The organism is Streptomyces prunicolor NBRC 13075 (assembly GCF_000367365.1).
GTDB classification, from domain to species: domain Bacteria; phylum Actinomycetota; class Actinomycetes; order Streptomycetales; family Streptomycetaceae; genus Streptomyces; species Streptomyces prunicolor.
The window spans coordinates 198,926-212,975 of sequence record NZ_BARF01000014.1; the positions used below are offsets into that span (position 1 = coordinate 198,926).

The window sequence follows — 14,050 nt, forward strand, 5'->3', positions numbered from 1 at the left end:
CTCACAGGCCGGCCCTCTTCGACGTCAGTCGCATGAACCCGAAGCTCAGGACGAAGGTGATGACGGCGATGACCACGGAGATCGCCGCGGCCTGCTGGTAGTTGTTCCCGGAGGCCACCGCGTACGCGAGCATGTTCGGCGTGAACGTGCTGGAGATGTTCGAGGAGATCTGCCGCAGCACGGCCGGCTCGGCGTAGAGCTGGAGCGTGCCGATGATCGAGAACACCGTGGTGAGGATGATCGACGGGGCGATGATCGGGACCTTGATCTGCCAGGCGATGGCCCAGTTGCTGGCGCCGTCGAGCTTGGCGGCCTCGTACAGCTCCTGCGGGATCGACTGGAGCGCCGAGAACATGATCAGCATGTTGTAGCCGGTCCACAGCCAGGTGGAGATGTTCGCCGCCGACCACAGCACGGCACCCGGCCCGAGGAAGTCGGGGTGGAGCCCGATGCCGTTCAACAGGTCGACGACGGGGCTGAGTTGGGGCGAGTAGAGGTACGACCACATGATCGCGGCGATCACGCCGGGTACGGCGTACGGCATGAACGCGGTGATGCGGAAGACCGACTTGAGCCGCAACAGGGGAGTGTCGAGGAGCAGCGCGATGACCAGCGCGACGAACAGCATGACCGGTACCTGCACGATGCCGAACAGACCGATGCGGCCGACGCTGGACCAGAACTCGCTGTTCTGGAAGACCTTCTCGTACTGGTCGAAGCCGCCGAACGTCGTGTACGAGGTGCCGTACTGCCCGCCGGTGCGGCGGACGACGCGGACGCTCTGCCACAGCGCGTAGCCGACCGGCACCAGGTAGAAGAGCACGAAGGGGAGGAAGAACGGGATCACGAACGCGAAGATGGTGCCCGCCCGGGGGCCGCCGCCGTTGAGTCGGCGACGGCCCCCGGGTGACTGCACCACGCGCGCCGCGCGAGTGGCGATGTCGGTCATTGCGCGGTCACTTGCCCGCCGCGGCCGGGATCGCCTGGTCCTTCATGGACTTCAGCGCGGCTGCCTGCGCCGTCGTCAGCGCGTCGTAGAGCGTGCCGTCGCCGGCCGCCGCCTTGGCCATCGCGTCCTGGAGCGCGAGGTTCACCGTCTTCTGGGTGGGGCCCCACGCGAAGCTGGTGTTGATCTTCTTGGACGAGTCGGCGAAGACGTCGAAGATCTTCTCGTTGTTGTAGTACGGAACTCCCTTGGACAGCGCGGGCAGTTGGAGCCCCGCGTTGGCCGCCGGGTAGAGGCCGCCCAGCTGGTTCTCCAGGGCGAGGGCTTCCGGGTCGGTGTTGAGCCAGGTGTTGAACTCGACCGACTCGTAGAGGTGCTTGCTGCCCTTCATGAACGCGACGGTCGAGCCGCCCCAGTCACCGGAGGCGCCGTTCGAACCCCACGTCGGCATCGGGACGATCGTCCACTTCCCGGACTGCTTGGGGAGGTTGTCGCGGAACATGCTGTAGCCCCAGGCGGCGCCGACGTAACTGGCGATCTGGTCCTTCTGGTACGCGGCGTACATCTGCGTCGAACCGTTGGCGAGGTCGGTGCGCACGAGCTTGCCGGAGATCAGCTTCTGCCAGTAGTCGGCGACCTGCTTGCTCTGTGCCGACGCGACGGTGACCTGCCACTTGTCGCCGGAGTAGCTGTACATCTGGGAGTCGTTCTGCCAGAGGAGCCCGTTGAACCACTCGGCGTTGTTCGGGTCGAAGAACGTGATGTCGAGCTTGGAGTCCGCCTTGTGCAGCTTGGCCGCGGCGGCCGCGTACTCGTCCCAGGTCGTGGGGATCGCGATGTCGTACTTCTTGAAGATGTCGCTGCGTACGTAGAGGGCCATCGGGCCGGTGTCCTGCGGCAGGGCGAACACGCCGGTGTTGCCGAAGCTGGTCTGCGACCAGGTCCACGGCACGAACTTCGACTTGGCGGCGGTGGCCGCCGAGCAGGCGGAGGCGTCCACGAAGGCGTTCTGCGTGCGGAGGTTGGGCAGCTCGTCATAGCCGACCTGCGAGAGGTCGGGGGCCTTCCCGGCCTTGAGGGCGTTGCTGAGGGTGCCGTACTGGTCGTTGGAGATGTTCTTCGTGTCGACCTGGATGTTCGGGTTCTTCTTGTTCCACAGGGCCACGACCTTGTCCATGCCCGGAACAGTGTTCCAGTACTGGAGGGTGACCTTGCCCTTCGCCGGTGCGCAGGAGGCTGCGGATGTCTTCGTCGACGGCGAGGACGACGAGCATCCGGCGAGTACGGCGACACTGGCGGCCACGGCTACGGCGCCGAGGCGGATGCGCGTTCTTGTGCTGCTCATGGTTTCCGTTCCAGACAACGACTAGCGGCGGTGCTAGGCGGCTCGATGCTGATCCCGAGGGCGGGATGCCTTCTGGGTGGAAGGGACGTGGGCACACCATTTTCCCGAGGTCTAAGAGTGTCCCGTGAGCGCTCCCGTGAGCGCTCACGGGACTGCTTGCAGATAGACCTCGATATGCATTTCGGAATGTTCGGAAGTCTGCGCTTCGGCCCGGGCGAGTGTCAAGACATTCGGACCGGATGCGCACGGGTGGCGGTCAGGCGGAGCCGCTCAGCCGCAGTTCGCCCCGTACGACCAGGTCGTCGGCCGCAAGCGCTTCCTCTCCGGAGAGCAGCCGCGCGACCTGCTCGATGGCGAGTGCGCCGAGTCGGCGGGTGTCGAGGGCGACGCTGGTGAGCGGGGGCTCGACGAGCGCCCCGAGTTGCAGTCCGTCGAAGCCGATGACCGCCAGTTCCTGCGGGATGCTTCTGCCGAGGCGGCGGGCCTCGCGCAGGGCGCCGATCGCGATGATGTCGTTGAACGTGAACACGGCGGTGACGTCGGGGTGGTCGGCGAGCAGTTCCCTGAGTGCCGATCCGCCGCCGTCGGCCGTCTGGTCCGCGGGGACCATCAGACCGGCCTCGATCCCGTGGGCCGTCGCGGCCGTGGTGAACCACTCGTGCCGGATGCTCGGCTCGGCCCGGGTGTGGTGGTCGAGCATGCCGATCCGGGTGTGCCCCTGCGCGACCAGGTGGGCGACCGCGGCATGGACTCCCGCCGCGCCGTCGATCTGGATCGCGCTGAACCGGGTGCGCTGTTCCCGGCCGATGAGCACCACCGGCATGCCGCGCGTGAACTTCTCCAGTTCGCTCTCGGGACAGCTGAAGTAGCCGATGACGGCGTCCACTTGGGAGCTGATCACCTGGAGCGTGCCGAGCTCCTCCTCCGCCCGGTCGCCGGTGTCGTACACGACGACCTGCCAGCCCCGGGTCCTGGCCGCCTCCAGCGCGGCGGCGGCGACCTCGGTGAAGAACGGGTTGAGCAGATCGGGGATCACCAGCCCGATGGTCATCGTGTCCTGCCGGACCAGACCCCGGGCGAACCGGCTCGGCCGGTAGCCGAGCGCCCGAGCGGCGTCGAGCACCCGCTGTTTGGTGACGCTGTCGATCTCGTCCTTGTCGTTCAGCGCCCGTGACACCGTCTGCCGGGACACCCCGGCGGACTTGGCGACGTCATTGATCGTGATTTTCCGGGGTTCCGTCCCCGTTGCCGACGGCACCACCATCGCCCACCTCCCGCTTCTCGCGAACGCCGGTGCGCGCGCAGAGCCCGAGTATGCATGTACGAGGGCGGCCGTACGAAGCGACGACCGGAAGCCGGGAGGGCGTCGGCGAGGGTGCCGGGCTACGGGGACGGCACCGTGACCGGGGTCCGGGGGAGCGCCGGAACGCTGGTGGGATCGTCGAGCAGGGCGTCGCGGCAGGTCTGGAACGCGCCGCGCAGTGTCGCCTCGCCGCCGAGGACGCCGAAGGTGATGGCGGGCTGCATGTCGGGTGCCAGGGCGCGGCGTCCGGCGAGTCGTGCGTCCAGGCCGGCCCGGAGCCAGGAGGCCCAGGTGGCGAGGTATCCGCCGAGGATGATCTCGCCGGCGTCGGTGACACCGGACACACCGAGGACGGCGGCGCCCAGCGCGTGCCCGGCCGCTTCGAGCGCGTCGACCGCGGCAGGATCGCCCGCGCGCAGCCGGCGGTCCAGCTCGGCCAGCGCCGCTTCGCCGCCCTCCGACTCGGCTACGGCGTCCAACCCGGCCGCGTGGATGAGGGGTTCGGGTCCGATGTACGTCGCCAGGCAACCCCGTGTGCCACAACGGCAGTCGGGACCGTCGAGGGCGATCGGCAGATGCCCGATCTCACCCGCCATGCCGTGACTCCCGCTGTGCACCCGGCCGTTGACGAGCAGCCCGCCGCCGACTCCGGTGTCGGCCTTGATGAAGGCGACGGTGTCGGGGTGCTCCACGCCGTCGGCCGCGAGGGCGTGGTACTCGGCCAGCGCCGCCATGTTCGCGTCGTTCACCACGTCAACTGGGCAGTCCAGCAAGGGTAGTTCGACGGCGACCAGGGCACGCAGGTCGGTGTTGTGCCAGCCGAAGTCAATGGCCGCGGCGACCAGATGGGCGGGCCCGACGACCGGTCCGGCCATGGCGACGGTGAGTTGGGCGAGGTGGGCGTGTGGTGTCGCGTCCCGTACCGCCGCCTCGGCCGACCGCACCACGCAGCCGATGACCGCGGCAAGGGCGCGCGGATCGCCGTACGGCGCGTGGTGGGGCGCCGACTCGCGGTGCAGGACGTGCCCCTGGAAGTCCGCCGCCATGACGTGCACGGACTCAAGACTCACCTGCGCGGCGAGCACGACCACGCGCTCGGGGACCAGCCGCAGCAGTCGCCGGGGGCGGCCCCGCCCGGCGGACGGCACGGAACCCGCCTCGGCGACCAGGCCCCGGTCGATGAGCTCCGCCACCAGCGCGGTGACCGTGGCGTGCACCAGTCCGGTGCCGACCGCGACCTCGGTACGGGCGCACGGGCCGTGGGCGTCGAGGTACCGCAGCACCAGGCCCAGATTGCGGCGTCGTACGTCGGCGGAGTCGGCGGGGGCGTTCACGTCAACGATTGTGCCCCCGCCCGACGGGATCCGGACATGGTGGCGAAGATATTTTTTTTCGACTCTTGAAATAAATAAATCGGCGTGGCCATACTCCCGGCACCGGCAACGGTGCCGGTCCGTCCCCGTGGAGGCGTCCTTGTCCGCTTCGACCTCTTCCGCCCCCGCCACCTCCCGTACGGACGACACCCTGGGCAGCTCCCAGGTGAACGTCCTGATGTGGTCGATGGGTGCGGGATTCGCCGCTCTCTACACCGCTTACGCCGGCCTCGTCGTGGTTCTGCTCCCCGCTCAGATCCAGAACCTCGACGCCGCCGCGAAGGAATCGAACCTCGCGCTGGTGACGATGACCTCGTCGATCGTCACGCTCTTCGCCCAGCCGATCATCGGCGCCATCTCCGACCGCACCCGCGGCCGCCTCGGCCGCCGCACCCCCTGGATGCTGTTCGGCGCCGTCGGCTCGGCCCTCTCCCTGCTGGCCATCTCGCACGCCACCACCCTGCTCTGGCTCACGCTGATGTGGGTCGCCGTCCAGGTCCTGCTGAACGTCATCCAGGCCCCGCTCACCGCCGTCATGGCCGACCGCGTAGCCCCGCGCCGGTTCGGCATCGTCTCCGCCTTCGTCGGCCTCGGCTCCAACCTCGGCGCCACACTCGGCGTGATCCTCGCGGCCCGCTACGCCGGTCAACTCGGCCTGGGCTACGGCGTGATCGCCGCGATCGTCCTGGTCGTCGTGCTCGCGTTCGTCCTGCTCAACCGGGACCGGACCCGCCCCGAGCCGCCGGAGCCGTTCTCCTGGCGGGAGTTCCTCACCGGCTTCTGGGTATCGCCTCGCCAACACCCCGATTTCGCCTGGGCGTTCGTGGCCCGCATGACCTTCATCCTCGGCTACTGGGGAGTCGCCACCTACCAGCGCTACGCCCTCCAGGACTACGTCGGCCTGGACGGCGGCGCGGTGGACAGCGCCCAGCAGCTGATGTCCGTGCTCGCCTTCGTCGGCACCCTCGCCGGTGCCATCCCGGCGGCGAAGATCTCCGACCGCACCGGCCGCCGCAAGATCTTCGTGATCGGCGCCTCGGCCCTGCTCGCCCTGTCCATGGCCATCCCGCTGGTCAGCCCCACCCTGCCCGCGATGTACGCGTACGCGCTGGTCAGCGGCATGGGATTCGGCACGTACATGTCGCTGGACATGGCCCTGATGACCGAGGTGCTGCCCAAGGGCGCGGCGGCCGGCAAGGACCTGGGCATCCTCAACATCGCCACCAACGTCCCGCAGGCCCTGGGCCCGATCATCGCCTCCGTGCTCATCACCTCGTTCGCCGCGGGCTCCGACAAACTCCCGGGCTACCGTGTCCTGTTCGCCTTCGCCGCCGCCGTCGTACTGATCAGCGCGCTCGCCGTCCGGCCGATCAAGGGCGTCAAGTAGCGGGCCGGGTATCGATCACCGTCTCCCGAACCCCCCCCACCTCCACAAGGAAGTTGATCCGTGCCCCAGTCCGTACTCGCTGTCACGTCCCAGGGCCCTGTCCTCGGGACGTGGCAGCACACCACCGCCCGCTTCCTCGGCATCCCCTACGCCGAGGCCCCCGTCGGCGACCTCCGCTTCGCCGCCCCCGTCCCGACCAAGCCGTGGACCGAACCTCTGGACGCCACCGAGTACGGGCCCACCGCGCAACGCCGCCCCTTCATCCTCGACGGCCCCACCACCATCCCCGAGCCGTCGATACCGGGCGACGGGGTACTCAACCTCAACGTCTTCTCCCCGGACCCGACCCCGGGCGCCGACCTGCCGGTCCTCGTCTGGATCCACGGCGGCGGCTATGTCGCCGGATCCGCCGCCAGTCCCTGGTACGACGGCTCCGCCTTCGCCCGCGACGGCATCGTCCTCGTGTCCATCGGCTACCGGCTCGGCATCGAAGGCTTCCTCCACCTCGACGACGCACCCGACAACCGCGCCGTGCTCGACTGGATCGCCGCACTGACCTGGGTACGCGACAACATCGGCGCGTTCGGCGGCGACCCCGGAAAGGTCACCATCGCCGGCCAGTCGGCGGGCGGCGGCGCCGCACAGACCCTGATGGCGACCCCTTCCGCGCACGGCCTCTTCCGCGCCGCGATCTCCCAGTCCGGCGCCGTCAAGTCCCCCCAGCACCGCCGCGACGCCCTCGCCGACTCGGCCCGCCTCACCGAACGCACCGGCGTCCCCGCCCTCGCCTTCGCCCTCCGCGACCTCACCGGCGACGAACTGCTCGCCCTCCAGGACGCTTTGGCCACACCCGAGGCAGGCCTGACGCTGGCGCCTTTCGCGGACGGGGAGTTGATCCCGGTCACCGTGCCCGAAGCCTTCGCGGAGGGCAGCGCCGCCGCTGTCCCGCTCATGCTCGGCTTCACCCGGCGCGAGTTCTTCCCTCCGGCCGGGAGCACGCCAACACCCGTACCGACCGAGGCCGTTGACGCCATGCTGACCGGTCACGGCCTGGGCCCCGACGCCGTGACCATGTACACAGCCCTCCGGGACCGGGCGGACCCGTCACTCCGCATGGGTCAGGCCTTGACCGACGCCATCTTCCGCGGCCCGTCCCTCGCCCTCGCCGAGAACCACGCCCACCACGAACTCCCCACCTGGCTCTACCACTTCACCTGGGGCAGTGCCGCCCACTGCGTGGAGATCCCCTTCGCCTTCGACCTCCTGGACGCCGAACGCGTCACGGCGGCGACGGGCCCGAACCCGCCTCAGTCCCTCGCGGACGCGATGCACGGCGCGTGGGTCGCCTTCATCCGCGACCTGGACCCGGGGCCCAACTGGCCCCGCTACACCAACAAGCGCCGTACGACGATGACTTGGGACGCTGTCCCGGAGGCCCTGGACGACCCGCTGAGCGCCGAACGCCGTATCTGGACCATGTCACCGGACACGCCATGAACCGGCTGGACGTCCTCCACCGCCGCGGCGAGCCTATGCTGCGCTGAGGTGAGGCGATGGGAGGCGTGTATGCACAGGCCCGGCATTCAAGTGCTGGTCAGGACGGCGGTGACGGTGTCCTCGATGATTGCCGCGGCGGCATGCGGTGGTCATCAGGACCCGGCGACGAGAGCCCCTTCCGCGAGCGCCTCCCCGGATTCCTCCGTGTACACCGCCGAGTTGGAGAAGAGCGATCTCTCCTGGAGCGGCAGCCCCAGCCCGTACAACGCCGTGCTGAAACTCGACGACGGCCGCCGCGTAGCCATGCACTACCTGAGCGGCAAGGGGCTCGTCGAGCAGCACTACAGCCCCCGGGCGAAGGCCTGGACCGAACCCAAGGTCATCTACCGGACCAAGACCGACGCATGCCAGGGCATCGAACTGCGCACCAAGAACGGAACCGTCGCGGCGATCGCCGACTTCGGGTCCTACTGCTACGACGGTGAACCGCCGACCGAGTCCATCGCGGCCGTGGCTGTCAACAGCCTCACCGAGTGGAGCATCAACGTCACGAAGAACTTCGACGGTTGGGAGCGGGCCTCCGTCTCCGACGACGGGCAGGAGGTCGTTTTCGGGAGGGGCACTACGCTCCGCTGGAGCAGGGCCGACGGGTTCGAACGCAAGTAACCGGACTTCAGACCGGAGGTACCGACTTCGGCAAGCATCAGCAACCCCGTAAGCACGGCGACGCCACACCTGTCCCCAACTACGCCTCCAGAGAAAGGGCTTGCCGCTGTCACCCGGTGGCTGGCACGATCGCTGCCTTCCTCACCCCGAGCAACGGGTGGCGGCCATCTAGGAGGTCCGGTGTCCAAGCGGTGGCTGTTCCTGTCGGCGGCCGCGGTGCTCATCGTCGTCTCCCTGGCTCTGGTGCTCATGCCCGGCCACAAGGACGACGAGACCGTGAAGGCCGAGGCGGGAAGCGCCGTGACCGAACCGTCCGCCACCGGCTCCAGTCCGGCCAACTCACCGTCCCCGAGCGGCACTTCGACCGCCTCCGCACGGGCCACCGCCGCATCGAAGAAGCCGTCGGCGACGCCGTCCGCCCGCGCGACCACCAAGCCGGCCGCTACGTCTGCCACGAAGACCGGCCAACAGGCCTCCGGTACCGCCTCGTTGGGCGGACGCATCCGCCCCGGCGTCACCTACCGGGGAGTCGCCACCTTCTACGACGCGGACGGCGGCGGCGCCTGCATGTACGACCCGAGCGGCGACGTCATGACCGGCGCGATGAACTCCACGGACTACGAGTCGTCGAAGGCATGCGGGGCGTACGTGCTCGTACACGCGGCCAACGGCGCGTCCATCACGGTCCGTATCACCAACGAATGCCCGGGGGACTGCGCCCCCGGCCAGATCGACCTCAGCGCCCAGGCCTTCGCCAAACTCGCCGCCCCTTCGGCCGGCCGGATCCCGATCACCTGGAACCTGGCGAGCCCCAGCACCTCCGACACGATCTCGATCCGCTACAAGACCGGTTCCACCCGCTATTGGTGCGGCATCCAGGCGATCGGCCACCGAAATCCCCTAGCCCGACTCGAAGTTCGCGCGGGCAGCGGTTGGCGTCAGTTGGAGCGCGCCGACTACAACTACTTCCTCTCCGAGGACGGCAGCGGCTGCGGCGGCGCGCTCAGGCTCACCGACATCTACGGCCAACAACTCACCGTCCCCGCACTCGCGGTACGAGCGAACGTCACGCAGCCCACGCAGGTCCAGTTCGCCAAGCACTGACCGGCTTCAGCCAATGGGCGCGCGCAAGCTGTCACCGGCCAACGTCCGGCGCAACTTCGTCTCGTCCGAACTCCCGGGCGCCGCAGTCAAGATGACGATCTTCAGGTCCGAATCGCCGTCCGTCAGGACGTCACAGTCCACCTCCACCGGCCCGACCTCGGGATGCTCGACCGTCTTGCGGTCCTCGCGATGCGCGCCGACCGTGCCGCTCGCCCACAGCCGTGCGAACGTCGCGTTGCCCGCGGTGAGTTGACGGACGAGCTCCGCCAGGCGCACGTCGTGCGGGAAGCGGCCGGTGGCGCGGCGCAGGTCGGACACGATCGCGAGATCCGAGGCCTCGCCGTTCCGCACCAGCACCGGCCATGAGGCGATACGGACGTCACGTACGCCGTCGCCGGAACCGACCGGGAACCGCTCGCGAGCGAAGTTCCGCTGCTCGGGCGGCTTGGCCGACGGGTCACCGAGCAGCGCCGCCCACCCGGGGTTCCACCAGATCAGCTGCCAGTCGGCGGCGAACACGGCGACGGCGACGTCCCCGAGCCGGTTCAGCACGCGATGCACACCTGACGGCAGGTGATCGGGGATGGGCTCGTCGTTCGGCGGGACCAGCCCGGCCATGCGGTAGAGGTGCTCCCGTTCCACGGCGGTCAGTTGGAGGGCCCGCGCGAGCGAGGCGACGACCTGGGCCGAGGGTGCCGTGGACCGCCCCTGTTCCAGGCGCACCACGTAGTCCACCGACACCCCGGCACGCTCGGCGAGTTCCTCACGGCGCAGCCCGGCCGCACGCCGGGAGCGACCGGACGGCAGCCCCACGTCCGCCGGGGACAACCGCTCCCGCCAGGCCCGGATCGTCGCACCCAGCCCCATGTCGATCCCTTCGTGCGTCGCCATGCCTTCCATCTTCCACCCCCAACCCCTGGTCCTCATCCTGGTCCCGGTCCTGGTACTGCCGTTCCTACGGTCGAAGCGTCCCTGGCAGTGCCCCCGCGCGGTGGGGACGATGGCCGCATGACCACCACGTTCATCACCGGAGCCAACAAGGGCCTCGGCCACGAGACCGCCCGTCGCCTCCTCGCCCTCGGCCACACCGTGATCGTCGGAGCCCGCGACGAGGAACGGGGCAAGGAGGCCGCCGCCGCACTCGGTGCGCGGTTCGTCCGTATCGACGTCACCGACGACGCCTCCGTCACCGCCGCCGCGGCCGATGTCGCCGCGCACGAAGGCGTCCTCGACGTCCTGATCAACAACGCCGGTGTGCACGGCCCGCACGGCGACCCCGCGGACCTGACCGGCGCCGACGCGCTCGGCGTCTTCGACGTCAACGTCTTCGGCGTGGTCCGCACGATCACCGCGTTCCTCCCGCTGCTGAGCCGCTCACCGGACCCGGTGATCATCAACGTCAGCAGCGGCATGGGCTCGCTCGCCGTCACCCACGACCCGTCGCGGATCGAGTCCTCCGTGGTCGCGCCGCTCTACACCGCGTCCAAGGCCGCCCTGACCATGCTGACCACCCAATACGCCAAGGCGCTCAAGGAAGTTCGCGTCAACGCCGCCGACCCCGGCTACACGGCGACCGACCTCAACGGCCACAGCGGCCCCCAGACCGTCACCGAGGGAACCGACGCGATCGTGCGCCTCGCGACGGAAGAACCCGGTGCGGGCTCGGGCCGCCTCATCGACCGCGACGGCCCGCTCGCCCTGTCCTGAACCTCACTCACCACGTTCTGAACCCTGCTCACCCTCTTCTGAACCCCACTCACCCTGTTCTGAACCCCACTCGCGCAACACGGCCGACACAGCTTGGTTTCCCTAGGTGCTACCGGCGGTAACAACTGTGGTGTCGCGGCACGTTCCACGTGTCGGACACATCTCCCGCACCTCCCGTACCTGACCCGGAAGGCACCCCATGGAGAACTCGGCCCCCACTACGATCAGCAGACGAAGAGCCCTGACCGTGGCCGGCGGTGTCGCCGCAGGTGCCGCCCTCGCGGCGCACGCGGTACCGGCGTTCGCGGCCGACGCCTCGTCCGCCGACGCCATCGTCGTCGGGCACGGCCTCGCCGGTCTCGTCGCGACCGCCGAACTGGTCGCCGCGGGAAAGAAAGTGCTGCTCCTGGACCAGGAACCCGAGTCCAACCTCGGCGGCCAGGCCTTCTGGTCCTTCGGCGGACTGTTCCTGGTCGACTCCGACGAGCAGCGGCTCATGGGCATCAAGGACACCCAAGAGCTGGCGTGGCAGGACTGGTTGGGCACGGCCGGCTTCGACCGCGGCGTCGACGACCCGACCGGCCAGGACTACTGGGCCCGCAAGTGGGCCGAGGCGTATGTGGACTTCGCGGCCAACGAGAAGCGGTCCTGGCTCTACGGCCTCGGCATCCGCTGGTTCCCGATCGTCGGCTGGGCCGAGCGCGGCGGCGGCCTCGCCGACGGACACGGCAACTCGGTGCCCCGCTTCCACGTCACGTGGGGGACGGGCCCGGCCGTGGTCGAGCCGTTCGAGAAGCAGGTGCGGGCCGGTGTCGCGAGCGGGAAGGTGACCTTCAAGTTCCGGCACCGCGTCGACGAGATCGTCCGCACCAACGGCACTGTGACCGGCGTGCGCGGCGCCATCCTCGAACCCAGCACCGCCCAGCGCGGCAAGGCCACCTCCCGCACGGTGGTGGGCGACTTTGAGCTCAACGCCCCTGTGGTGATCGTGACTTCGGGCGGCATCGGCGCCAACCATGATCTCGTACGCCAGAACTGGCCGGCCCGGCTCGGCACCCCGCCCAAGACGATGATCACCGGTGTGCCCGCGTACGTGGACGGCCGGATGCTGGGGATCACCGCGTCGGCGGGCGGCCGTATCGTCAACCCCGACCGGATGTGGCACTACACCGAAGGCCTCAGGAACTACGATCCGATCTGGCCCAACCACGGCATCCGCATCCTCCCGGGACCGTCGTCGATGTGGTTCGACGCCACCGGCAAGCGGTTCTCCGCCCCCGACATGCCGGGCTACGACACCCTCCACACCCTGGGCTCGATCACCGCCAGCGGCTACGACTACTCGTGGTTCGTCACCACGAGCAAGATCATCGCGAAGGAGTTCGCGCTCTCCGGCTCGGAGCAGAACCCGGACCTCACCAACAAGGACATCCTGATGCTGCTCTCGCGCATCTGGCAGACGCCGGAGCCGATCGAGAAGTTCAGGAAGAACGGCGTCGACTTCATCACCGCCACCACCCTCTCCGAACTGGTCCTCGGCATGAACAAGCTCACCGGCGACGGCCTGATCAAACTCGCCGACCTGCAACGGCAGATCGAGGCCCGCGACCGGGAGATCGACAACGCGTACTCGAAGGACGCCCAGGTGATGGGCATCCGCAACGCCCTTTCCTATCCAGGGGATTCGCTCAGCCGTACGGCCGCGATCCACAAGATCCTCGACCCGAGCGCCGGGCCGCTGATCGCCGTCCGCCTCAACATCCTCACCCGCAAGACCCTCGGCGGCCTCCAGACCGACCTCTCGGGCCGCGTGCTGGATGCCACCGGTAAACCAATTCCCGGTCTGTACGCGGCCGGTGAGGTCTCCGGCTTCGGCGGCGGGGGAGTGCACGGCTACCGCTCGATGGAGGGCACCTTCCTCGGCGGCTGCCTGTTCTCCGGCCGCCAGGCGGGCCGCGCGGCAGCTGCCGCGCTCTGACCGTCTACGGCAGCTCTCCGCCCCTCGGCAACTCGGCTCACTCCGGTCCGAGTTGCCGAGGGGGTGCGACTATCCCAGGACGAGCGGCAACTTGGTGTCCAGCGAGCCCAGTTGAGACTGCTCCTCGCCGGTCGGGGCGCGCCGCCCGGTGCCGACCAGCAGCGCGTCCGTATCGGAGAACGACGACGGGAAGGCTGCCCCGGCGATCTTCTCAAGCAACTCCCGTGCACCGGCAAGCACTTCAGCCGACGGCCCCGCCGCGTCCGGGAGATGCGCGACCAGGTCGAGGTGGTGCAGGGTCCACTCCAGGACGTACGCGGAGAGGTAGTCGCCCGCGGTGAGCACCTCGTCCTGCGTGCTCACCCGCAGGCCGGGGTCGGCGAGCCGGGCGGCGCGGCCCGCGGCCGAACCGACGTCTTCCAGATGGAACTTGAGCAGCCGGGGCTCCTCGTACGCGGCGGCCAGCCGGACGATCAGCGCGTCGAGCGGATCGTCGCCGGTGGGCGGTGTCTGTGAGACGGCCCAGTAGGTCACCGCGTCACGGGTCGGTTCCGTGTCGGCGGGCGTCACGAGGGTGATCAGCACGTCCTGCGCGTCGATGACCAGATGGCAGACCAGGTCCCGCACCAGCCACCCGGCACAGCCCGACGGCCGCGCGAAGCCCTCGTCCGAGAGGTCTGCCACCGCCGCGAGCAGGGCCGTCCACGAGCGTGAGAAGAGATCCACGTCGGCAAGCTAGTGCGA

13 protein-coding genes are annotated in these 14,050 nt (G+C 69.3%); 7 read left to right on the forward strand and 6 right to left on the reverse strand.

Features of this window, described 5'->3' with window-relative positions; genetic code table 11:
• Position 1: 1 nt before the first annotated feature.
• The 4 genes from SPR02S_RS06680 to SPR02S_RS06695 all read right to left on the reverse strand — a co-directional run bounded on the left by SPR02S_RS06680 (position 2) and on the right by SPR02S_RS06695 (position 4,928).
• Complete coding sequence (locus tag SPR02S_RS06680) at positions 2-949, reverse strand: carbohydrate ABC transporter permease (protein ID WP_019056163.1); 948 nt, start codon at positions 947-949, stop codon at positions 2-4.
• A 7-nt stretch (positions 950-956) separates the two neighbouring features.
• Complete coding sequence (locus SPR02S_RS06685) at positions 957-2,291, reverse strand: ABC transporter substrate-binding protein (protein WP_026150292.1); 1,335 nt, start codon at positions 2,289-2,291, stop codon at positions 957-959.
• A gap of 256 nt (positions 2,292-2,547) precedes the next feature.
• Positions 2,548-3,555 carry a LacI family DNA-binding transcriptional regulator gene (locus SPR02S_RS06690; protein ID WP_019056166.1) on the reverse strand — a complete coding sequence of 336 codons (1,008 nt, stop codon included), beginning with the start codon at positions 3,553-3,555 and terminating at the stop codon, positions 2,548-2,550.
• 119 nt (positions 3,556-3,674) lie between these two features.
• Positions 3,675-4,928 (reverse strand): ROK family transcriptional regulator, encoded by a 1,254-nt coding sequence (locus SPR02S_RS06695; protein WP_019056167.1) that lies wholly within the window; start codon positions 4,926-4,928, stop codon positions 3,675-3,677.
• 139 nt (positions 4,929-5,067) lie between these two features.
• On the opposite strand from SPR02S_RS06695, the gene SPR02S_RS06700 reads away from it, so the two are divergent.
• The 4 genes from SPR02S_RS06700 (at position 5,068) to SPR02S_RS06715 (ending at position 9,621) form a co-directional block, all read left to right on the forward strand.
• Positions 5,068-6,354: an MFS transporter gene (locus SPR02S_RS06700; RefSeq protein WP_245607509.1), complete on the forward strand. Its 1,287-nt coding sequence runs from the start codon at positions 5,068-5,070 to the stop codon at positions 6,352-6,354.
• A 60-nt stretch (positions 6,355-6,414) separates the two neighbouring features.
• Positions 6,415-7,851, forward strand: coding sequence for a carboxylesterase/lipase family protein (locus SPR02S_RS06705; protein ID WP_019056169.1), 1,437 nt, complete (start codon positions 6,415-6,417; stop codon positions 7,849-7,851).
• A 69-nt stretch (positions 7,852-7,920) separates the two neighbouring features.
• On the forward strand, positions 7,921-8,517 hold the full coding sequence (locus SPR02S_RS06710; protein ID WP_245607510.1) for a hypothetical protein: 597 nt from the start codon (positions 7,921-7,923) through the stop codon (positions 8,515-8,517).
• 180 nt (positions 8,518-8,697) lie between these two features.
• A complete protein-coding gene (locus tag SPR02S_RS06715) occupies positions 8,698-9,621 on the forward strand; it encodes an expansin EXLX1 family cellulose-binding protein (protein WP_019056171.1) in 924 nt (307 codons plus the stop codon).
• Between the two features lie 6 nt (positions 9,622-9,627).
• Here the strand turns inward: SPR02S_RS06715 and SPR02S_RS06720 are convergent, their stop codons facing one another.
• Positions 9,628-10,521, reverse strand: a complete 894-nt coding sequence (locus SPR02S_RS06720) for a helix-turn-helix transcriptional regulator (protein WP_019056172.1) — start codon at positions 10,519-10,521, stop codon at positions 9,628-9,630.
• On the opposite strand from SPR02S_RS06720, the gene SPR02S_RS65670 reads away from it, so the two are divergent.
• From SPR02S_RS65670 to SPR02S_RS06730, 3 genes are all read left to right on the forward strand, one after another.
• Positions 10,511-10,633 (forward strand): hypothetical protein, encoded by a 123-nt coding sequence (locus tag SPR02S_RS65670; protein WP_281169868.1) that lies wholly within the window; start codon positions 10,511-10,513, stop codon positions 10,631-10,633. The genes SPR02S_RS06720 and SPR02S_RS65670 overlap by 11 nt on opposite strands.
• Positions 10,630-11,328 carry an SDR family NAD(P)-dependent oxidoreductase gene (locus tag SPR02S_RS06725; RefSeq protein WP_019056173.1) on the forward strand — a complete coding sequence of 233 codons (699 nt, stop codon included), beginning with the start codon at positions 10,630-10,632 and terminating at the stop codon, positions 11,326-11,328. The genes SPR02S_RS65670 and SPR02S_RS06725 overlap by 4 nt, the downstream gene beginning before the upstream one ends.
• A 199-nt stretch (positions 11,329-11,527) precedes the next feature.
• On the forward strand, positions 11,528-13,306 hold the full coding sequence (locus SPR02S_RS06730) for an FAD-binding dehydrogenase (RefSeq protein ID WP_019056174.1): 1,779 nt from the start codon (positions 11,528-11,530) through the stop codon (positions 13,304-13,306).
• A 69-nt stretch (positions 13,307-13,375) separates the two neighbouring features.
• Here the strand turns inward: SPR02S_RS06730 and SPR02S_RS06735 are convergent, their stop codons facing one another.
• Entirely contained in the window at positions 13,376-14,032 is a 657-nt protein-coding gene (locus SPR02S_RS06735) for a maleylpyruvate isomerase N-terminal domain-containing protein (protein WP_019056175.1), read from the reverse strand.
• Between the last annotated feature and the right edge of the window lie 18 nt (positions 14,033-14,050).

Coding starts and splice junctions, on each gene's coding strand:
- SPR02S_RS06680 (WP_019056163.1), bottom strand. CDS start 949: ATGACCGACATCGCCACTCGCGCGGCGCGCGTGGTGCAGTCACCCGGG.
- SPR02S_RS06685 (WP_026150292.1), bottom strand. CDS start 2,291: ATGAGCAGCACAAGAACGCGCATCCGCCTCGGCGCCGTAGCCGTGGCC.
- SPR02S_RS06690 (WP_019056166.1), bottom strand. CDS start 3,555: ATGGTGGTGCCGTCGGCAACGGGGACGGAACCCCGGAAAATCACGATC.
- SPR02S_RS06710 (WP_245607510.1), top strand. CDS start 7,921: ATGCACAGGCCCGGCATTCAAGTGCTGGTCAGGACGGCGGTGACGGTG.
- SPR02S_RS65670 (WP_281169868.1), top strand. CDS start 10,511: ATGCCTTCCATCTTCCACCCCCAACCCCTGGTCCTCATCCTGGTCCCG.
- SPR02S_RS06720 (WP_019056172.1), bottom strand. CDS start 10,521: ATGGAAGGCATGGCGACGCACGAAGGGATCGACATGGGGCTGGGTGCG.
- SPR02S_RS06725 (WP_019056173.1), top strand. CDS start 10,630: ATGACCACCACGTTCATCACCGGAGCCAACAAGGGCCTCGGCCACGAG.
- SPR02S_RS06730 (WP_019056174.1), top strand. CDS start 11,528: ATGGAGAACTCGGCCCCCACTACGATCAGCAGACGAAGAGCCCTGACC.